Genomic DNA, 22,544 nt, shown 5'->3' with positions numbered 1-22,544 from the left:
GATCGGCCCAGAGTCAGGACAAAGCCAGTAGCGTTTGCCTGCCATACGACCCGGAACCGTCGTGGAACCCTTGGGTACACAGAATTAAACCGCAAGGGACACGCTCCCATTGCCGCGGCCTCTTGTGAACCCATTCAGAGCAAACCATGACTATCACTCCCGTGCACTTTCGCCCCTCATCTCAGTTGCCAGAACATTCGGTTCTTAAAGGCCCTGAGATAAGCAAGCCAAGTGCTCGCGAGGTCAAGGGGGCCTTGCCAGCTTCGCAACAAACCACGTTTGGCAGCACGCGAAAACGGGCCGATAACCGTAACGCTGAGCTGGATTCCAACAGCCGGCGCCCGACAGATACAACCCGAAACCGTAGTGCTCTGGAGTCTGAGGAGGCTGAACCTCAATGGACTTTGATCCGTAAACCCCGCGCGGTCGATTCCCAGAGTGCTGCGCCAGCCACGCCGGGCAACCTGCGAAAGAGCGGCGACAGCCAGATGGCTCTGCGTGTTGCACAAGCATTGCGCCTGGGTGAAAGCACGGGAAGTGTTCCAGAACGTATTGAAAATATTGTACCGACTTCAACATTTGGTCAGTGGTGGGCACATTTGCATGAGGGCATGCAGTCACCGTTTTTTCTGCATTGGGCCGCCACAAAGAAGCTGGATCTGTCAAAACCTGTTCAATTTTGTGCCAACGCCGAACCGCCTCAACGGGATTACTTAACAGGCATGGTTGGCGGTAAGCGCACGCTATTTTTAGCCTCGGACCGGGACAATCGATGGGCCCTCGACCCCATCATGCAAGCCGCCAGGATTATCAGTCCGACGGTGGGTACGACGAACCTGTTTGAGTCACCCGCTCGCAGTACGTCAGCGCCCTACAAGGTGGTGGCTAATTTTTATGGTGAAAGGATTGACCCCCAATCCCGGGAGGACATGGGGTATCGCGCGACACGTCTTGAACAGGCCAACGCTTTTGTGAACCTCCCGCCCACGGACCCCATGCGCTCTAGTGCGGCGCGATCCGAAGAGGCGCTTCAAGAGACACGGAACAAACTGATAGAAAACCACGACACGCACCAACTCATCGTTCAATTAACGGACATTCTCCAGCGAAGTAAAGAGCGTGCCATTGTGTTCAAACGGCGCGTGGAATTGCCGGTTAGCGACAGTGAACACATACAACCGGCGCAGCTTGAAAATAAGCTTTCGCAAGCCATTACCAGCGACGTCAGCAGCACGAGCCTCACCCTGCACCCCCAATCCCCTTGGCGCGCGTTGTATCCAGACTCAACCACGAAGCTGGGCACATTTATTTCTGAAAATGGTTGGTTAGCGCCCAACAGTGATGATGCCCTGACCAGCCTTGTTCAAGCCGTGACCCAACCCGCACTCGCTACACCGCCACAAGGTAATCTTGGCGGCGCGTTGTCCTGGCCCATCCCGTTGAACGACGCAGATCAAAGCAGCGTTCTGGACGCCATCACCCAGAACGGTCTGGGTATCGGGGGGCTGCCGAGCGATAAAAAAGGTGTGCTGAACTATCTGGCGCACAACCTGAAACTGACGCAAGAGGAGCGTCAAAATCCTCGCGCGGCCCTCCAGGCTCTTTTGGCCACGCCCAAGGCTCAAGCGCTTGGGTTGGCCCTTGAAAGAAAATTCAAAGGCTTCAGTAACCCGGACAGTATTAAAGACTGGACGCTGGCGGCCTTGGGCGCCTCCCTTGATCAGCCCAAGGTCGCAACAAGCAGGTTGAACCGTGTTCGAACGCGCGTGGCCGGTTTTAATCTGGCGCGTCAGGGGCATTGGGGCAAACCGGCGGCAACGGTTGTCAAAGGTCTGATTAGCCACCTGATTGCCAACAGGTCTATCAGCGCTGCCATGGCGCCCGCTGCCGCGCATTTGTTGCTGTCACGCAGGGCGCCGGAGTTTTTGGTCAAGGACATTCCTGCCCAGGTAACTTATGGGTCTCATGCCTGGATGAACTTGACCACTGCCGTTGCACGTATCGAGGCCCAGGCGCCAGGCGCATCGGCCCTCATGACATTTTCCCAAGTGTTAGCCCGTGCCACTACGAGCCCGATCACTGTTCGAGAACAACGGATGGATTACGCGGCGCAGCGTGATGCACTCGTTGACTGGGGTGTGGTCAACGGTTTAATGCCCGTAAGGGCTGATGATGGGTATACCGACGCCCAGATGAGTACTGTTTCTCAGGCCTTCAGCCATCAGATGGCAGAATTAAGTACTGCGTCCAAGGCGTATTCAACGCCACTGCCCGACCGTAAAGAAATGGCGTTAAAAGTGTTGAAGCAAGCGTTCGGTGACAGCGTGCCGTTTGAAAAAAAAATGCATTACGGTTTGCCCCCCGAATCGTGACTATCCGGGCCCTTACTCGGTCGTAGATCTGTATTTACAAGAAAATTTCCATGCCAAGAATTGGTCGAGCTCCAGTCAAGACGTTCCCCTCAATACGATCAAACGCGACAGTTCCAAACTGATTAATTTCAATAAATATTTCTCATCACATTTGGCCACTTTTTCCACCGCGATGGAAAAAGCAATTGCTGTGCACGTTAAACACTTGATAAGCAACTTGCCTTTGGAGGATCGGAAAAATATTGAGGCTGGAAAAGTAACGGTTCTTAAAGAATCCACGGTCAGTACCACACGAGGAGGGAGGGGGGTTGAAGACATCCCGGTGCCGCAAACATTGCTCCTTAAAACAGAGCGCAATGGTGTTATCAATACGTATGAAATAAATGTGCAGAAGAACACAGTCGTTAAACGCAATGAGTTAAATACCGTGCCGTTAGGCGCGCAATTCTCCAGCCTTAGCCATGGCCGTGTCAGTGGCCGGTTGCGCACATCGCCTACCTTGAACACCGTTGTACCTTCGGGTACATGGGCCGCGAAGATAACCGATGAAAAGAAAGACATAACGCTCGTCAATACTTATGCCAGTGAGCGCACGCGGTACATCGCGGCTGCCATGGTAGACGATGTAGGCATCAGGCGCCTGGCGGCCGAAGCCCGGGGACTTACCACGTTTGAATCCGAAGTACCGCTCTACAAAAAAGTGAACGAGTTCTTTCTGAGCCTGATCCCGCTGCGATCCGCCATCATTAACTTTAGTGAAGGCAATATTGGGGAGGGTGTCATTGATTTAACGCTGGACGTCTTCTGTTTTGCCTTTGGATTGGGCGTGGCGGCTAAAGGTACGAAGGCGTTTCATATGGGCCTCTCCACTACCAGTAAGGTGGCGCACGGTGTCAGAACCCTCGGTCGCGCTGCCGCAGGTACGCTTAACCCGTTGAGTGGGGTCGATGATCTGGCGCGCGGGATGATATTAGGGGGCAGTAAAGCGTTCAGGGCGATGGGCCATGGCATGCATCAACTGCGCGGGGTCGACCTCGCCTCATCTATACGAAAACCTGGCATTGCCCAGGGGGTCTGCAAGGCGTTCAGCGCGGGTGATGAGATCAAGCTATTGGCCAAACTGGATGAGACAAGCGGCTTTTGGTATGCCCTTGATCCCTACACAAAAAAACCATATGGCCGCCCGCTTGGAAGCTTCAAAGCCGCGGCACTCTCTCGTGATGCCCTTAAAGAAAACATCGATATTTTATATAAGAGCTTTGGGCGCGAACCACGGTTGGATATTTGCTATGCGACCGCACTGCACATTGCGCAAGCAGATAAAAAAATCACACACACAGTGTTTAATTCATTGATCAATCAAACGAAGAATGGCGCGTCTGCCGATTTTTATCGAAAGATGAACATTAATACCGACACCCTAAAGGACACTTTCCGCCTGACCGATGTCAATGAGTCCGGCCTCCTCTCGTTCGTCAGTAAAAATGGATACAACAAAGATAAGGTCACGCACATGGCCTATCTTCACAAAGCCAGTGACAACCAGACGTACTTGTATCATTCCAATTCACATCAGTTGGACCGCTTTCTGGGTGGTATCGAAAACCTCCCTGCAACGGCCGGTAAAGCCAATGTGTATGCACTTGATGCGCAAAGACAACGGGGGCTGCAACAATTCATGGACGACGGTCTAGGCTCCATGGTCGCCTTCACTCCCGCGAGCACCCTCAATTCGCAGGTCATGGCCACAACGGTTTAGGCACCGTTGAAGTCTGGTGAGGTGTTCACATTCGGTATTCATTCAAATGCTCACCCAGCGCTTCAAGGCGCGCAGGATGTGTTTTTTGCGCACTCAAGGAATGAGTCATGTCTCTGGCAATTGTTCACAGCCGCGCCCAAGTGGGCGTCGAAGCACCCGTTGTGACAGTTGAAGCGCATTTGGCCAATGGATTACCGGCGCTGACCTTGGTCGGGCTGCCAGAAACAGCCGTCAAGGAAAGCAAAGACCGAGTGCGCAGCGCGATCCTCAATTCTGGCTTTGAATTCCCGGCCCGTCGTATCACCTTAAATCTGGCGCCCGCCGACCTGCCCAAGGACGGCGGGCGTTTTGATTTGGCCATCGCATTGGGCATTTTGGCCGCCAGCGGGCAGTTGCCAGCGGGTGCGTTGGAGCACGTTGAAGTGTTGGGGGAGCTGGCGTTATCCGGCGCGATTCGCCCGGTGCAAGGCGTATTACCGGCGGCATTGGCGGCGCGGGCCGCTGGACGCGCCTTGGTGGTGCCGCTCATCAACGCCGAGGAAGCGTGCATGGCCTGCGGGTTGACGGTGATTGCGGTGGAGCATTTGTTGCAAGTGGTGGCGCATTTTGCGGGTCGTGCAGTGATGGCGCCTTACGCGGCCAGCGGTCTGTTGCACGAGAGCCAACCCTACCCGGACTTGAGCGACGTGCAAGGCCAACTGTCAGCCAAACGCGCGTTGTTGGTGGCGGCGGCGGGCAGTCATAACCTGCTTCAATTACGGAAGCATTGGACCTCATTCATTCGTAAAGGCGGGTACTAATCGTGGGGCTCAAGCCACGTGTGAATACGCAATCCTCGGTTCTGGTCTACCATCACCCTGCCACTACTACAAATAATGCAGTCTGGGTATCAACCGACATATAAAAAATGCAATTGTCAGCACGGAGCGCAGCAATGATAAGTAACATTCAAAAACTCAAGAACTTCGGAATATTCAAAAACTATAATAACAAGGCGACCCAGAACTTTGGGCGATACAATCTTGTATATGGTTGGAATGGCACAGGAAAATCAACACTTTCAGGTCTTTTCTCCTCCCTTGAAAAGCGGACTACTAATCCGAGCTTCACAGGCTCAGAGTTCACTATTACGACAGATGCTGGGTCGACAGTAACAGAAAAAAATCTAGCTGCCAGCAACCTTAACATTCAAGTTTTCAATCAGAAATTTGTGCAAGACAACATAGATTGGAACAGCTCTGTTAAAAGCATACTGCTAGTGGCTAAAGAAAAGATAGACGACATTAAAAAACTTGAAGAGCTTAAGAAGAAAGTAAAAGAAGAAGACGCAAAATACACTATTGAAAATACGTCGCTCGGCCGACTTGTCACTGACCAAGCCAAATTCATGACGGATAGTGCAAGGCATGTTAAGACTGGATTGCAGTCAATTGATACAAGTGATAGCTACTACTTAAATTATGACAAACGAAAACTAGAGGGTTTCTTAGGTCGAAATAAAGAAAAAATTGACGACCCGACTTCTATATTACAAAAAGACAAGATAGTTGAGCTTACCAACTCAGCTAAATCGGCACAGCTTCCGGCTATACGATTCGTCAAAACCGCTCTTGACAACGAGTATTACAAACAAGCTTCCACTAGGCTCAGAGACTTGCTAAAAACTACAGCTGTTAGCAAAACCTTGGAAAGGTTAAGTCAGAACAGCGATATTCAGAAATGGGTGCAGGATGGTATAGAGATACATCACCGGCACAATTCAAGCTGCTGTGAGTTTTGTGGAAACCAAGTATCGGAACAAAGAGCTAAGGAAATAGAAAGCCACTTCAGTGAAGAATTTAAAAACTTCCAATCTAGGTTAGCCAACGCTCACGAGTGGCTTATTAACCAAAGTATCACTCAACCTATGCTGCCATCCCCAGCGACACTATATAAAGAGTTTTCCAAAGCTCTAAATGCGGCGACTCAACGCAATTCAGCGGCGGTGAACGAAATCAATGAGCAAATCAAAAAGTGGCAAATCGCTTTAGATAAAAAAATAGAGAATCCTTTTGACGTCGAAATCAAAATTGAAGAGATAGATGCGACTTCAATTGATGCATTCAACAGCACTCTAGCTGAAGTCCAAAACATCACCGAACAACATGACAATAAAACCGACAACTTTGAAAAAGAAACAAAAAAAAGCAAGGAAGCGTTAGAGCTTCACTACGCAGCAAGTGAAATCAAAGCATTCGGTTTCGGAAGTAAAGCAAAAACTATTGAAACCAAGACAGCGGGACTTAACGCTTTAGATGAGACAATAAAAAAAGCCAAACAAGAAATAAAGACTATCGAGGCATCTCTATCAAACGAAACAATAGGTGCGGACAAATTCAATGACTCTCTGCATAAATTCATAGGCCGTAGCGAACTGTGCTTAAAGTTCAACAGTGCTCGAAAAGGTTACGAGATAATAAGAAACAATGTGGGCACACATGACGGCAATCTCAGCGAGGGTGAAAAAACTGCGATCGCATTTATATACTTCATAACTAAGCTGGAAGAAAACAACAATCGAATACAAGATACGATTATCGTAGTGGATGATCCGGTATCAAGCTTTGACTCAAATCATTTATTCCACGCATACTCATTTCTAAAAACCAGATGTATCGATGCTAAGCAGCTTTTTGTGCTCACTCACAACTTCACCTACTACAAACTGGTTCGAGACTGGTTCAACGGGACTAATAAAAATAGAAATAAAAAAACACCGCCCAAGCCGCCAGTAGCATTCTTTTTCAGAATCGACACTACAGCAGCGCTGCCAAGAGAGTCCCTACTAATGAATGCTGACTCTTCTTTGACAGACTACAACTCAGAGTACCATTACATTTTTTCGAAATTATATTTGTATAAAGAGCGCAAGACTCTTGATAGAGACGAAGCTTTTTTAACAGCGAACCTATCCAGAAAATTAGTAGAGTCGTTTTTCACTTTCAAATTCCCTAAAGGGCGTTCAGACGTCAACGCCCTATTGGAAAGCGGGTTAAAGAACTGCACAGTAACCACGGCTGAAACAAAAGAAAAAATCTATCGCTTTATTAATAAGTACTCTCACAGCGATGTAATAGAAATCAACGAGGAGTCGGCTGAAAACTTGGCGGGGGAAAGCCATAGCGTAATTGAAGACATATTTAAATGGATTGAAGAAATTGATTTAGTTCACTACAACGAAATGGTGGAGGTTGTCGCCCCACCTAAACCTGTTGCGGTTTGACGAGATCAGCCTGTCATTTTTTTAGTGACGGGCTGGTTTAATTTGCTTCAATTACGGAAGCCTTGGATCTCTCGCCAAAAAAAGAGCTTGCGCGGTGAGATTTGTGAATTCACATTAAGGTTTTGATCCCCGAGGGGCTGTACATGTCAATGGACGAGAACCCCCTGTCACAGGCAGAGGCCAAGCAATGGTTGAAACCATTTGGATCCCTGAGCATAAATTTTGATGAGCAATTTAAATTGCTTGTCAGTGATTTGATTTCCCTCATTCGTGAGCATGGAATTAATAAGCTAAATCCCGATCTCACAAAAGGGCCGGATGAATACCTAAAATTTGTTGGCTTCGTCCACGAGGGTTGGAAGAGTGCGCAACGGCTCATAATAGAAAAGCTTATAGAAGGCATTGAAGAAATAAAACGCTTGGAAATTGAAAAGAAGAGCGCACACCAGTCCAAGAATAAAGCTTTAAAAGATGAGATTATTGACCATATAGAGTCAATAGGGCTACAAAATTTTTTGTTACGTAGATTCATCGATGCAATTGCTTGGTCAATGCTTAACTGTGAACACTCAACTATTCGACGACTTTCGAACAAAGGGGCAACTGACAACATGTCAATTGCGACTTTAAAAGAGGGATTAGAATACGCAGACTCAGTGAATGAAGATCCCCTGACGATGGCCCTTGTAACTGATGCCACAACATTTATCCACACTTGCGACATAATCACAGTCAACCCTATAAAGGGCACCCAATTTATCGAGCTAAAAAGTGGTGACAAAAACTTTGAGATGAGTAAGGCAGCTCAATTTGCAGTAAAGTCCAAGTGCGAAAAATTTTCAGAGCTGTACACTAGCGACCTATCAGACAAAGATAAAAAGCATTTTGAACGCTCAAAACGGCAGCTAGACCGAGCGGATACAATAATAGGCGTTATAAACACCGGCAAGGGCAAAGATCATAATACTGGTGCCACAGTCACTATCTCAGAGATAGAGTCGGCGCCAGAGAGTTATGCGAAAACAATGTCGGAACTATACAAAAAGCTGAACGATAACCGCAAAGGCGTGATAGGTACTATAGACGAATGCTTGCATGTAGGGATATACACAGATCGAAAGTTGGCAATAACTCACTTCAACAGTTGGATGAGGGCCAACAATTGCACCAGCAAGATCTACAACATACTAGACTTTATAAAAAACCCACACTGTAGGCCATTGCCTATACTGGACTTATCAACCAAGTTCCTAAACGAGATAGCTTCAGACAAAACGATAGTTGTAATGTGTCTTAATATTCAAAAACTAATAGAAAAAAGTAACGAGCTGTATCCTGATTTCCTATACTTGGAAACCAAAGAGGAGAGCAAACGAGCACTGGAGGGATATTATCAATTCTTGTCTCTGAATGGATTAGCTCTAGGTTATAAACTCGGTGAAGCCAAAGGGTTTATCGGCAAAGGTCTAGCAGATAGAATATTATTCGATTTTATCAAGCCTCTAAGCACGATCAAAATGCAATATGAAACAATGAGAAGCGCTATTGAAGAGATTATGGCAGCTAACACATGATGAGTCGAGGTCGTTTTACATGTGGAGGTGGTTTTTTACCTCTGCATGTAAAAGGACCAACAAGAAAAACAAAATTGTAGGTTTAACTTAACTCTAATGATTTTTTCTTATTGGCTATTATCCTGATATAGCTTTTGTCTCACGCCACTATAATATTTGAAAGGTCTTTTTTACGATACCAAGTCGCCCTACTTACCCCTTCCATCTCCCAAGGCTTGCCTTCTGATGTGGTTGTTTTCGGTCGTCCTCCTTTAAGGCCAGATTCTCGGGCCCTTTTAGTTTTCAACTCATTAAGCACTTCTAAACTAAACCTTTTCCACGTCCAGCGAGCAACACTCTTTACGATTCCACGAAGTTCTAAAAAGCTAATCGGTTTGTGTGGATACATCGAACCATTGAAAGCTCCTGCATAGCTTTCAAGCCTGCTGTAAAAAGCCTCATAACATACGTGCTTGCATCGTTCGGAGTACGCGAACTGTCTTAATTCTTCGAATAAATCACAGTTTCTACGAACACCATGCGAACTCTTCGTGGCCTTTAACTCAGCCTTAAGAGCAGCAATTTTTTCCTTACATATGAACTCACATAGATAGTCTAGATCATAGGTCTCTGACTCAAAGCTGTATGTCTGCCATTTAGCATGAGCTGGGGTCTTAGTCAGCACTCGATTGTATGCAGCATCAGCACCCAACTTGAGCGATAGTCCAAGTTCGATGTCAGAGCAATATTTTTGAGCCTTGTAGCTACCAGAAAAGTCAGACTTTATACTTTTGGTCAAAATATAGGTCAGATGTACATGTCCATTATTGGGATTCTTTACAACTAGGTGTGGTGAGGGTAGGCCTCTGTCGGACCAATCAAACACAGCAGTTGGTCTATCCACGTCGAATAGCATAAAATACTGGTGCGTTAGGGAGTTTGGCTGAAGGTAAACAGATCGTAATGCTGATGCCTTCTTCGAAATCATTTTCGGGCAATGAAAATCATTAACATGGTAGGGTTTGGGCGGAAGGCGATCAATATATTTTTCAAACGCTTTGTCTATACATAACATAAAATCCTCATAAGTTCATTTGCTTATAAACAAATAACTCATGAAGACTATTGACATATAACCAAGTTGCGATAACATATGAATAGAGCAGTCTGGGGAGAGTGCTTTGTTTATTTTTAAGAGCCGATTATTTCGGCTCTTATTATTTGTACCATGCAGTTAAAATAAGTCAAACAGCATCCCATCACAATCTATAATTGCCTAGTGATAGTGCGAATACTTTTTCACCCGCCTTGCTTTTGTTTTACCAACACTATCTATCTTCTCTTCTTTCTGGTCATTACCTCTGTGAAGTTCTATGCTATTAGAGGGCTCATACTCAACCCCATACGAATCGACAAAATTATCCTTTCTTGGTTTGGAATATGACTGCACTATTTTCTCGACTGCTGAAATCACCACTTGTGAGTAGGCGACAACTTTAGCCATAACGCTTTTAATATCTTCTCCGTATCTTCTTGATAGCTGCGCGGATGAGACACCCAGCTCTGAAGCCTTGAATACCTGACTTTCCTTTTCTAACGTATATCCAATGTACTTTTCATTATGCGATTTAACTCTAATTTTGAAGTCGTTTAGTATTAGTGCAGCTAAAAAATCATCTGAGCTATTAAAGTTTTCAGGTTTAAGCTGTAACATTAACTTACGCTTATTCGAATCTTTTCCTGTCCGCTGCTCCAGCCTTCTAACACTATTGAGCGGGTTCGGGTTTGGCTTTTCAACTTCATGGCTAGAGCATACCTTCCGCTCGACACGATAAAGATTATGCTTAATCTCCGCCTTGGCAGCTAAAGCCTCCAGCTCTCTAAAATCGTTGAGCTTGCTATAAACCTTTTTGGTATTATCTCTTAGTTCCAATACAGCATGGACATGAATATTTGACGTGTCGGTATGAACAGCAAATGTATAGTTCCTGTTTAAGCCCATCTGACTTTCGAATAATGACTTAGCGATCTCTAATGCCTTAAGTTCGTCCACCTTATCGCTGGGGTGGAAAGATACCGTGAAGTGAGCAGCCAAATTTTTTTGGCGAGAAACGCGCCGAGCTTCGATTTTATCGGCTAAGAATGCAGCAAACGGCTCACTTCCTTGAGTGATTTTTTTAGAGGTATCTGAAAGCGCGCTTTTTTTTAAAATATATAATAAAGTTCGCTTAACCTCCGGGCCAGTTTTGGCGACTGACAACTTCTTGATGATCATGATTTTTTAATTGGATGTTGATTATCTACTAGCTCAGATTTTTGAGTGTGCGCTTCAAGAATGTGTATGAGCTTTTCAATGTTTCGCCCAATGGAGGCAAGAGTTGAAAACTGCTCATCTGTTAACATCTTTGTCGAGTTAACGACTTTTGCTATTTGGTTGAGGTTATTAGCTTGCTTCTTTAGAGCCTCGTAGTGTCTTTCGCACACATCTACAAATCTTTCATTTCTCACTTCTATAACCTTAGTTACTTTAGAGGTGATAAGATGCAAGATGAAGCAATTCAAATCCAAACCGCTAATTGCTGCTGTGTTTTTTATTAAAGCATGTTCTACCTCATTAACTCTTATACTAATCTGCTTGCTTCTTGCTCTGTCATTCATAAGCCCTCTTCTGGTTGTTTTTGTTTTTGTTTGTGCAACAAACCGAGTGGGTAATGGAGAAAAATGTCCGAAGGACTTTTTCGCGTAGAGAAATTCGAAGAATTTGGCTACCCATTACCATTGCTCGCCTGCCTTTGATGCTCACTATATAACTTTACCATAGCTTTTAAAGTCATCAAGAGTGATGGATAGCCTAAATTGGTAACGACACCTAAATTATATCTTGAGAGGCACAATAGGAAATGCGGAATCTGCCCATGTTGATTTCTTTTCATCGTGACTCAACTTAGACCATTCTTCAATTTGCCTGAGATCTTCCAGACTCTGCTCAGGAGTCGGCGGGGGCATTATATTTCCAAAGACGCCGCCCTCGTGGATATAGCGTACTACACCATTTTTAAACCTAACCTCCGCAACCTGCAATGCAAAATTTAGCACTATCCTATCAACCACTAACTTTAGACGTGCATTAATTTTCGAGCGAATTTCAAAAACTGTATTCTCGTCGGCGACACTTTCCATTTCTTGAAGCGATTTCACTTCTTGTTTTATGTCCGCTTTTTGTTGTTCGATTGCGTCTAGAATCTCCGCATCCAAACTTTGTAGTTTGGACTTGAACTCAATAAGTCTGGCTTCGTTTTCTATTGCCAGCTCTCTTTCTATATTAGATATCCGTCCGTTTAGAGCTTTGAAGTCTTTTCTGAAATTTTCAAGCATCTCGCGTACTGCTACAAGCTCGCTCTCGATCTTATATCTTTCGTTAATCAGCACATCTACCTTATTATCGTCGCGCATTATGCTTTTAATATCTGCCTCTGCAAGATAGCTTAGAATCATCGATTCGACTTTTTCATATCGCCACGACTTATATGCACAAGAGCCATATTTAGCCCTGTAGCATACTAGATATCGCCCGCCTTTTTTAGGATCTTTGCCTTTGTTCACATGGTGTGCAACAGCTCCGCACTCAGAGCAAAATGCCATTTTGGTAAAAAGATTACTAAATTTTAGCCCCTTATTTCCCTGACCTTCATTTTTTCGCGAGTCTTTCTTAAGTTGAACTCGATCAAAAAGTTCTGAGCTGATTATCTGAGGGAAATAATATTTTATTTCAGCGCCATGATTCACTCTTGATCTTTTACCATCTACCTCCAACCACTGCATAGGCTGGTAATGTCCTAAGACAGCTCTATTTGCAAGAATCTTCCTAATATACGTCACTTGCCAAAAGTCACCGTAATTGCTGTTTTTTCTCGCATTTTCCCGCGTGAACGTAGGAACGCCTCTATCTGTTAAAATTCGGGCTGTGGCGACAGCTCCAATATTGATATCTGAAAGGCGGAATATCTCCCTAACCACGGCAACTCGTTCGTCTATTTCCCGAATGGTCCTCTTGGTTGTACCGCTCTCCAACTTAGTCACATCTACTGCTAACCATAGAGGCACTCTCGATGTAGCTATTTCCCCATGATCTGCTGCTCTCTTCTTTTTGCTATTCCAAGCTTCCTTGACCCTTACCCCTTTTTCCTGTGACTCCTTAAATCCACGTTGCAATTCTCCAACCGCTATATAAAGAGAACTTATATCGTCGCCTTTCTTATAAATCTGACTTCCAGAAGTTATGGCAATTCTTATGCCTTTCTCCTGTATCAAGCTAAGGATGATAGGAAGACTTTCCATTGGATCTAATCGCGTAATCCGATTCAGGGCCTCCACAGCGAGATAATCACCGGGCTTCACAACCCCCGCTTCCACCGCGTCCAAAAAGGCCTTGAAGCGTCCTGTGAGCAAATTCTTACCCCGATACCCCGAGACTCCTAAGTCATTCAGGTCAAGGCTGTCGTCAATGACAGAGCCTTCGGCAACGATCTCAGGACGACGAGCAAAGCTCTCCACAAGCTCACGCTGCCTCCGGCGGCTATCACCGTGCTTTTGCTCATCACTGCTGAATCTGATGTAGGGCCAAATCTTCGTCATAGGTCTTGAACCTGCAAATTTGAGTAGGTCCAATGCTAGCTGAAATCCTGTTCACAGGCCCGCCTGGCACCGGCAAAACGTTATTGGCCAGTCGCCTGCCTGGCTTACTCCCGCCGCTGGTTGAACACGAAGCACTGGAGGTGGCGGCCATACAGTCGGTGGCCAGCCATATGCCTTTGAGGCGTTGGCCGCAGCGCCCGTTTCGCCAACCCCACCATTCCGCTTCCGGGCCTGCGCTGGTGGGGGGCGGGTCCAAACCGCAGCCCGGAGAGATCACGCTGGCTCACCACGGGGTGCTGTTCCTTGATGAACTGCCCGAATTCGATCGCAAAGTACTCGAAGTGTTAAGAGAGCCGATGGAGTCGGGTTTTATCGTGATAGCCCGCGCGCGGGATCGCATGCGCTTCCCGGCCCGTTTTCAACTGGTGGCGGCCATGAACCCGTGTCCCTGTGGCTACCTGGGCGAACCTAGCGGTCGCTGCCGTTGCACGCCGGAGCAAATCCAGCGCTATCGCAACAAACTCTCCGGCCCCTTGCTCGATCGCATTGACCTGCACCTGACCGTGGCACGAGAAACCACCTTGCTCAACCCTCTGGCGCAAACCGGTGACAACACCGCCACGGCGGCGGTACGGGTCGCCTTGGCGCGTGAGCGTCAATTGCAGCGTCAGGGCTGCGCCAATGCCTTTCTCGATTTGCCCGGTGTACGCAGCCATTGCCAATTGAGCGCGGTCGACAACACCTGGCTGGAAAACGCCTGTGAACGGATGACGTTGTCGTTACGTGCGGCACACCGCTTACTGAAAGTGGCGCGCACCCTGGCGGACCTGGAAGGTGATGGAGACATCGCACGGCAGCACTTGGCGGAGGCATTGCAGTATCGGCCATCGAGTGGCTGAAGGACTGGTCTGCGGTGACGTGCGTTGGGTATGTGCTGGTAAGTAGCGGATTTATACGGCGCGACAAAGGGTGCGCGTCGTAACAGATCAGCTTTATCGGATGGGGTGTAGGAAGGCGTTAGCGCAGTAGACACAGTGGCGGGCGGCAGCTGTTCACTGTTCTATTCCGGGATGGTTGTGGGGGTGTATCCCTGAGTTTTAATCATTGAAGTCCTTATGTTGAAAGCGATCTATGTTGTCGTGCTCGGGGTGTGTCTGAGCGGTGGGTGGCTATAGATGCCCCGGTTGCGCGGGTCACGCCTGAATAACGCCACGGTGTCCGGTTTGCGAACAAGCCTGAGCAGGCCATAGGCAGATAAACCCTTGTCCGTAGCGGCATACAGGAGGTCGCCTTTTGCAGGGTCCCTAAAAATAGACGCGTATATGTCGCGTATAGGCCCTTAGTCATCGGTGCCACAGGGCCGTTTTACATATTTGATCCGCCCTCAAAGACATTGTTTAAACCATGGCTGATAAACAGTCCGGCGAGGGGGGTGGCGACACCCTACGAACCCCACCCACCACCGTTACCCCATTCGCTGCGTAAAAAGTCACCTTCTCCTCGCTCTTGAATGGAGATCGCAGTCTATGAGCACGTATCGCGGCAGTTTGTAGGGGTTTCTGAATTCTTCAGGTTCATTCGGCACTGTCCTGCCACGCAGCACGTACCTGTCGCGCCACAAAAATGACACCCATCAGCCAATGGCTAATTGACGCCGATGTCTATTAGCCATTACTGTCGCACGCTCATCAGGGAAGCGGTTCGGGCATAAGTCCGGGTTTAACCGCGCGAACTTAAAAAACGGAGCACGGATGCGCGGCGCACTTCTACGCAGTGGCAAAAGCGGTGATTTCACAGCCCTTGGCGAAACCGGACAACCGGTTTACCGGGCCGCACTGCAATTGCGTGAAGCCATTGCGCGCAATAATCCTGAGATGGCCCAGCATCTGGCCATTGCGCAAAGTGATGAGCAGGGCAATAACATTGACTGGTACAGCGAGCTGCCAGGCGATGTGATCCCCTGGTGCAGTGCCACCCCGCAAGAGCGGGCCAACGCGCTCGCTGAGCTGGAAAAACTCCAGACCTATCTCAACCAGTTGAGCGCCACTTACCTGGCCCCCAACCCTAACGGTAAGCCGTCGGTCGACCGCACCGTCTTCGGCAAATTGCTGGCACACGTGCTGCCCTTTCCGGATGAAAACTACGTTTACCTGGTCAACGGCAAACCGGTCCTGACGTTCTGGGGCTTTCGCCGCCCGGGCGCCGATCACAACGCAGATCCGCTGCATTGCCTGCGCCCACAACCCGCGCCCGTGACCCCCGCGCCAGTCATCGCGCCAATTGCCGAGCCGGTGCCGCCTGCGCCTGTGCCTGCACCGTTGCCGGTGGTTGCGCGCCCTTGGTGGCGCCGTTGGTGGTGGCTGTTGCTGCTGCTTTTACTGCTGCTGTTGCTGTTGTTCGGCTTGCGCGGTTGTGGGCCACAGTTGGGCTTGACGCTGCCGACCTGGCCCAACGTTGACCCCAAGCCGGATGTGACCGAGCCTTACCCCGATGCCGATTGGCAATTGCCCAACACCGACGGCTCGACGACGGTGCCCGGCAATGGCCAAGGCACGTCGACCACGCAAGTGCCGACTACCGGCACAGGCGCACCCCTGCCACCTGACGCACAGCCGGATCAGACGCCTGCGACTGAGCCACAACCCGAGCCTGATAGCGCGCAGCCACCGGTGCCCGATGAGTCACCTGCGCCGGACGCGGGCGAACAACCCGCCCCAACCCCGCCTGAACCGCCACAGATCCCGCAAGAGCCGCAGCCCGCGCCAGGGCCAACGCCGCAGGTACCGGGCGAGCCTCTGACCATTCCGGCGGACAGCCCCGACGGCCAGGCGGACTTCCTGAACGGGCACTACCGCGCGGGTGCGGGTATTCAAGACAAAAACACCGGCAAGTCACTGCGCCTTGAGTATCAATTCAAGGATGGCAAAGGCGAGGTGATTGTGCGCAAGGCCAATGGCATCAACTGCACCGGCCCGGTGTCCGCCGCCATGCAGAGTGGCAGCCTGGCGATCACCAGCCAGGGCCAGGCGGCGTGCAGCGATGGCAGCAGTTACGACATGCCACAAGTCGATTGCCGTCAGGGTGCGCAGAGCATTGCTGACTGCACCGGCGTTTATGAAGACAAAAAATTCCCCATCTCCATGCGCCAGACGGGCGAATAATGACTGGAAGACTCTGACATGCTGCCTCAAGTTACCCAATTTGAAGACACCGTCATCCTTGTGGGTGACACCGGCATCCAGTTCATGGATTTCGCCCTGCGTCTGGACCCGCGCAAGTTGCCTGCGGGCGACTTTGCGCCGCTGACCAACGGCTTGCTGTGCCGCCTTGAAGAAGGCGAGCGCAATGGCATGACTAGCTACTTTTACGAAAGTGAGCCAGGCAAAACCGTTGAAGCACGCAGCACGCTCAACATCGGCATGGAGGCCAGCCTCAAGCTGTTTGACGGGCTTTGGCTGCCACTGCCGGTGTTCCGTCATCGTCCCCCGTTCAGCTTTGACCAAGGTCCGATCAACTGGTCGCGGATGCGCCTGGTACGGCTGGCCGAGCCGGACATCGATGGCAACACCCATCGCCTGACCGTTGCGTTCGACACCCGCACGCGCACGGAAAAAGAGAACAAGGGCTGCCTCTACCTGGGGCCGATGGACTCCGATGCCAGCTCCGGCGTGTCATTCAAACTGGCCTGCAAACCGCAACAGGCGCGCTGGTTTCTGGACCAGATCTGGGTCAAGGAGTGGCTGCTGGAGGTCTTCAAGGAGGGCCATCCCAAAACCCCGCGCGAGGAGCTGGACAAGGACATCAAGGAGGGCCACCCCGAAGCCCACTACTTGAACCTGCTCAGCCTGTTTATGGAGCCGTGCACCACGCGGGACAGCACCACCCCGGCGCCGCAAGTCAAACTGCCGGAAATGAAAATCGTGGCCAGCCACGGCAGTGGCGTCACGCCGCCGATTCCGGTCGATTTGGTGCTCGATGTGGGCAACTCGCGCACCTGCGGGATCTTGATCGAGAACCACGGCCAGTCCGGCTCCGGGCTTAAAGACAATTACGTGCTTGAGCTGCGGGACTTGATGACCCCCGAGCACGTGTACAACGATGCTTTCGAAAGCCGCGTCGAGTTCGCCCAGGCCGCCTTCGGCAAGGACGAAAGCTCGACCAAAAGTGGTCGCGCCGATGCCTTCCAATGGCCGACGATGGCGCGCGTGGGTCGCGAAGCAGGCCGTCTGGCCAGCCGCCGTCGCGGGACCGAAGGCTCCACCGGGCTGTCCAGCCCCAAGCGCTATCTGTGGGACGAAAACCCCTACGACCACGGCTGGCGTTTCAGTCACGCCTACGTCAAAACCGATAAAGAGCCGTTTGCCACCGCCCCGCCCTTTTCGCTGTTAATCAACGAAACCGGCGATGCGCTGCACAGTTTTGAGTGGATGGAGCTGCCGGTATTCGTCCCGCGCTATTCGCGCAGCTCACTGATGACCTTCATGCTCGCCGAAGTGCTGACGCATGCGCTGATGCAAATCAACAGCCCCGCGCAGCGTTCGCGCCAAGGCCATACCCGTGTGCCGCGCCGCCTGAACAGCATCACCCTGACCGTGCCGCCAGGCATGCCGCAAGCCGAACGCAGCATCCTCGAAAAACGCATGCGCCACGCCATTGGCCTGGTGTGGAAAGCGCTGGGCTGGCAGGTCGACAAAAAAGACCCGTTCGATCAGGACTCGGCCCCGGCCACCACCCCGCTGCCCAACGTGCGCGTGGAGTGGGACGAGGCATCGTGCGGGCAGTTGGTGTACCTCTACACCGAAGTGAACGAAAACTTTGCCGGTCACCCGGAAGAGTTCTTCGATGCCATTTCGCGCCCCGGCAAGACCGACCGTGAACGCATCACGCTGGCCACCATCGACATTGGTGGCGGCACCACAGACCTGGTGATCACCGACTACCGACTCGACCGTGCTGGCAATGCCACCAGCGGCAGCAACGTGCACATCGTGCCGGAGCAGCGCTTCCGTGACGGCTTCAAGGTGGCGGGCGATGACATCCTGCTGGATGTGATTCAAGACTTCATCCTGCCCAGCTTCGACAGTGCCTTGCTGCACGCCGGGGTTAACGTGCCTGCCTCATTGATGTCGCGTTTGTGCGGCGCCGAGTCGGGCAGCGCGCAAGACCAGGTGCTGCGCCAGCAACTGAACCTGCAAGTGTTCACCCCGCTGGCGCTGGAGCTGTTACGCCGCTACGAGCTGTTCAACCCCGAGTTCGCCGGGGCCGCCACCGACCACACGTACCTGGAGTTGTTGGGCAACGAGACCGTGAGCAGCAACGTGCTGGACTATGTGAACAGCGCCGTGCGCCGTGAGCTGGGGATGCAGACCGATTTCGACCTGCTCAAAACCGCCATCACATTCGACCTGCAAGCCCTGCATGTGGCGTTCACCAGTGGGCGCATCAACATCACCAAAATCTTGTCCGGGCTGTGCGAAGTCATCGCCCATTACCCGTGCGACATGCTGCTGCTGACCGGGCGCCCTTCGCGTTTGCCGGGTATTCAGGCGTTTATCCGCAAAATGCTGCCGCTGCCGCCAGGGCGCATTCTGGCGTTGCAAAACTACCGCACCGGCAACTGGTACCCGTTCCATAAAAACGGCTTGATCGACGACCCGAAAAGCACCGCTTCGGTGGGCGCCATGCTGTGCCTGCTGTGCGCCAACCACAGCGTGCCGAACTTCTATTTCCGCACCTCGGCGCTCAAGCCGTACTCGACCATCAAGCACATCGGCAAGATCGACCAGGCCAACATCATCATCGACTCGGACGTGCTGTACCGCGACCTGACCTCGGACAACGGCCGCATCGTGCTGCCTGAAATCGGCGAAGGGCTGGACGCCCGCCCACCGGCGCTGCAAATGCGCGGTGACATGCGCCTGGGCTTTCGCCAGTTGGCCGCCGAGCGTTGGTCTGCCACACCGTTGTACACCTTGAACTTCACCCCGCAGGGGCGTCAGCGCTTTACCGAAGCCAAGTCTGAGAACAACGAAATGCCCGTGGTCAACGTGTACTTCAAGGTCCTCGAAGCCACCGAGAAGATGAAGCGCCAAGGGCAACTGAGCGACCTGCTGGTGATCGATCAGGTGGAGTCCAACACGGACAAAACCTTCATCAAAAAAGACCTCTCGCTGCAACTCAACACCACCTTGGTCGAGGGCTTGAGCGGCAACAAATATTGGCTGGACAGCGGGAGCGTAAAACGCAAATGAGCAACCAGACCCCAGAACAAATCGCCCTCACCCACGGCTGGAACGCTGTCTACGACGGTGCCGGTCAGGCCCTTGAGTGGGTCGACAAAACCCGCGTCACCGCGCCCAAGCTGGAGCGCGATGCCTACGACTTGAAGCTGGGTTTGTATCAGGCGCGCAACCTGGCCCGCAACCTGGGGCGCGTGGCAGGCACACCGATGACCACCGGTTTCTTCGGCCTGTCGCAAGCGGGCAAGTCGTACCTGATTTCGGCGCTGGCAGCCGGTGCCAATGGCGCACTCGAAACTAAGTTCGGTGAAGAGCGCCTGGACTTCATTCAAGACATCAACCCCAGTGGCGGCGGTACCGAAGCCACGGGTCTGGTGACGCGTTTCAGCCGTTTAGCCAAGCCCAGTGAAGACTCCGCTTACCCGGTTGAGCTCAAGTTGTTCCGTGAGGTCGAGCTGGCCAAGATCTTTGGCAATACCTGGTTCAAGGACTTCGATCAGGAAAAAATCGCCTTCGAGATCGACGAGGCGATGGTGCGCCAGGTGTTGCAGCCTTTTGAAGGCCGTGAGTCAGGCCCGGTTCAGTCGGGTTTCAGCGCCGAAGACGTCGTCTCGCTGATGGATTACCTGAACCAGAGTTTTGAAAAATCACTGAAGATTCTGACTCACCACTATTGGCCCAAAGTGATCGAACTGGCGCCGCGCCTGACGGCACAAGAGCGCGGCGAAGTGTTCTCGATCCTGTGGGGCAAGCAAGACGGCCTGACCCAGGTTTACCAACAGCTGGGTGCCTCGCTCAATCGCTTGGGCATGCCCGACACCGTGTTTGCGCCGCTGTCGGTGCTGGCCGAGCGGGTCGGCACCGAATACGACCGCCGCAACAGCATCATGAACGTCGACATTCTGGAGCGTTATGGCTCGGCCATTGACGTGCCCGTGTCGGTGCGCCCGTGGATCGACGGCAAATTGCACAACGCCAGCAGCATTTCACTGGTGCAATTGGCGGCGCTGACGGCCGAAATGACCTTCCGCCTGATCGAAGTGCCCGCTGCCCAGATCGTTGAACAAATGGACCTGCTGGACTTCCCCGGTTATCGCGGGCGGTTGAACGTGACGTCCATCGCCAAAGAAAGCGGTCAGACCAACTCCATCTCCCAGTTGATCCGTCGCGGCAAGGTGGCGTACCTGTTCGAGCGTTATGTCGAAGATCAGGAAATGAACGCGTTGGTGATCTGCACCAACAGCACCAAGCAGAGCGACGTCAACGATGTCGGCCCGGTGCTGACGCGCTGGATCAACGCCACGCAGGGCGACACTCCGCAAGAGCGCGGTGGCCGTGCCACGGGCCTGATCTGGACCCTGACCATGTTCGACCTGTGCATCTCCCAGTCGCTGAACAAGCAGTCCCGACTGGCGCTGGAGGAAGAGTGGGACGGCATGATGACGCGCACCATGCTGGAGCGCTTCAAGGACTACCCGTGGATGTCGAACTGGCAAGCTTCGCAGCCGTTCAACAACACGTATCTGGTGCGCAAGCCGCGTCATCAGACGGCCTTTATCGGGCGCACCGAGGGCAGCGAAACTCACTTCACCGACGACAGCCACGACACGCTGGAGATGATGGCCAGCACCTTTGTCGAGCGGCCCACGGTCAAGAAACACATCAAGGATGCGCAGCAGGCATGGGATGCCATGCTCACTCTGGACGATGGCGGTATCACCCGTTTCAGCGAGAGCTTCACGGCGCTGGCCAGCGTGGACTTCAAGCTCAAGCGCATCCGCGAACAGCTCGATAAAGTCTTGAACGGCAAAGCCAAAAACACCTTGAGCAGCCTGTACGTGGCAGATGGCGCCGACATGGTGGCGATCAAACGTGCGCAGGCGCAGATGATTCTGGGCCAGCTCAAGCGCCGGGGTTCGGCGTTGGGCGAGTTGATCAATGCGTTGCAACTGCCCAGCGAGGAGATTCGCGAGCTGTACCTCAACGGCGTGTACGAAGAAGACACCGACGCCGCGCCCGGTGACACCGCGCAGGACGGCACCCAGCAGTCCATCGTTTATGCCTCCAGCAACGAATTCGATTTTGGCGATGACTTTGGCGACTTGTCGCTGGACTTCGATGCGGCGCCCAGCGCGCCGGTACAAGCCACCACTGCGGCCCCGGCGCTGCAAAGCAATGAGCACAAGTTTGCCCGTGCGGTGTTTCGCAACTGGGTGACCTACCTGCGGGCAGTGCCTGAGCGCGACGGCCTGATGCGCGCGCTGGAGCTGGATAAAGCGTCGATTGAGGCGCTGATTCAAGAGTTGATCGTCAGTGGCGATCGCCTTGGCCTGCAAGACCAGTTGATCAGCGTCGTGCTCAAGCGCGCGCAAAGCGGCTCGCGCCGCGACCAAATGGTTGAACGCCAGGTGCTCGAAGTGCAGCGCGTGCTCAGCGACTTTGTGGCGTGGTTCGGCTACACCGCCGCGCCGGTCGAGACGCGGCCAAAAAGCCATACAGGCAACCGTGAAGCGCTGTTTTCGTTCTACGGCGACGTCGCCCGCGATGCCTTGCCGCAACTGCCGGCGCAGCCGATCAATCAGGCGCAGCAGTTCCTCGGCGATTGGTTGTCCAGTGTGGCGTACATCACCATGGACAACGCCAGCCACGGCACCGGCAGCGAAATTACCCCTGAACAAAATGAACGCCTGGGCCACGTGCTCAGCGCGTTTGAAGCGAGATAAG

11 protein-coding genes and 2 pseudogenes are annotated in these 22,544 nt (G+C 51.7%); 9 read left to right on the top strand and 4 right to left on the bottom strand.

The genetic code is table 11. The annotated features are described in order from the left end of the window. Positions 1-488: 488 nt before the first annotated feature. The 5 genes and pseudogenes from AP059_RS21000 (at position 489) to AP059_RS20980 (ending at position 8,967) form a co-directional block, all read left to right on the top strand. Positions 489-2,372 carry a hypothetical protein gene (locus AP059_RS21000; RefSeq protein WP_131811540.1) on the top strand — a complete coding sequence of 628 codons (1,884 nt, stop codon included), beginning with the start codon at positions 489-491 and terminating at the stop codon, positions 2,370-2,372. Next, positions 2,332-4,131 carry a hypothetical protein gene (locus tag AP059_RS20995; RefSeq protein WP_131811539.1) on the top strand — a complete coding sequence of 600 codons (1,800 nt, stop codon included), beginning with the start codon at positions 2,332-2,334 and terminating at the stop codon, positions 4,129-4,131. The genes AP059_RS21000 and AP059_RS20995 overlap by 41 nt, the downstream gene beginning before the upstream one ends. A 107-nt stretch (positions 4,132-4,238) precedes the next feature. Beyond that, positions 4,239-4,883 (top strand): annotated as a pseudogene (locus AP059_RS20990) (magnesium chelatase domain-containing protein); the annotation flags it as partial. Between the two features lie 182 nt (positions 4,884-5,065). Then, positions 5,066-7,393 carry an AAA family ATPase gene (locus AP059_RS20985; RefSeq protein ID WP_059765983.1) on the top strand — a complete coding sequence of 776 codons (2,328 nt, stop codon included), beginning with the start codon at positions 5,066-5,068 and terminating at the stop codon, positions 7,391-7,393. 143 nt (positions 7,394-7,536) lie between these two features. Continuing rightward, positions 7,537-8,967 (top strand): hypothetical protein, encoded by a 1,431-nt coding sequence (locus AP059_RS20980; RefSeq protein ID WP_059765980.1) that lies wholly within the window; start codon positions 7,537-7,539, stop codon positions 8,965-8,967. 139 nt (positions 8,968-9,106) lie between these two features. On the opposite strand, the gene AP059_RS20975 is transcribed toward AP059_RS20980, so the two are convergent. The 4 genes from AP059_RS20975 to AP059_RS20960 form a co-directional block, all read right to left on the bottom strand. Beyond that, positions 9,107-10,021 (bottom strand): replication initiation protein, encoded by a 915-nt coding sequence (locus AP059_RS20975; RefSeq protein WP_059765978.1) that lies wholly within the window; start codon positions 10,019-10,021, stop codon positions 9,107-9,109. Positions 10,022-10,222: 201 nt separating this feature from the next. Next, a complete protein-coding gene (locus tag AP059_RS20970; RefSeq protein WP_059765976.1) occupies positions 10,223-11,221 on the bottom strand; it encodes a relaxase/mobilization nuclease domain-containing protein in 999 nt (332 codons plus the stop codon). Further along, positions 11,218-11,604, bottom strand: a complete 387-nt coding sequence (locus AP059_RS20965; RefSeq protein ID WP_059765973.1) for a plasmid mobilization protein — start codon at positions 11,602-11,604, stop codon at positions 11,218-11,220. Before AP059_RS20965 ends, AP059_RS20970 begins: the two co-directional genes overlap by 4 nt. Before the next feature lie 216 nt (positions 11,605-11,820). Next, entirely contained in the window at positions 11,821-13,581 is a 1,761-nt protein-coding gene (locus AP059_RS20960; protein ID WP_059765970.1) for a recombinase family protein, read from the bottom strand. Positions 13,582-13,625: 44 nt separating this feature from the next. On the opposite strand from AP059_RS20960, the pseudogene AP059_RS20955 reads away from it, so the two are divergent. From AP059_RS20955 to AP059_RS20940, 4 genes and pseudogenes are all read left to right on the top strand, one after another. Next, a pseudogene (locus AP059_RS20955) lies at positions 13,626-14,480 on the top strand (YifB family Mg chelatase-like AAA ATPase); the annotation flags it as partial. Positions 14,481-15,332: 852 nt separating this feature from the next. Next, entirely contained in the window at positions 15,333-16,742 is a 1,410-nt protein-coding gene (locus tag AP059_RS20950) for an SrfA family protein (RefSeq protein WP_059765968.1), read from the top strand. Between the two features lie 18 nt (positions 16,743-16,760). Next, entirely contained in the window at positions 16,761-19,832 is a 3,072-nt protein-coding gene (locus AP059_RS20945; RefSeq protein ID WP_059765966.1) for a virulence factor SrfB, read from the top strand. Next, positions 19,829-22,543 (top strand): virulence factor SrfC family protein, encoded by a 2,715-nt coding sequence (locus AP059_RS20940; protein ID WP_059765964.1) that lies wholly within the window; start codon positions 19,829-19,831, stop codon positions 22,541-22,543. The genes AP059_RS20945 and AP059_RS20940 overlap by 4 nt, the downstream gene beginning before the upstream one ends. Position 22,544: the final 1 nt, after the last annotated feature.

The sequence above is a fragment of the Pseudomonas sp. TAA207 genome (assembly GCF_001529285.1).
GTDB lineage: Bacteria > Pseudomonadota > Gammaproteobacteria > Pseudomonadales > Pseudomonadaceae > Aquipseudomonas > Aquipseudomonas weihenstephanensis.
The sequence above is the reverse complement of the archived record's forward strand: the minus strand, read 5'-3'. Positions and strand labels throughout refer to the sequence as shown.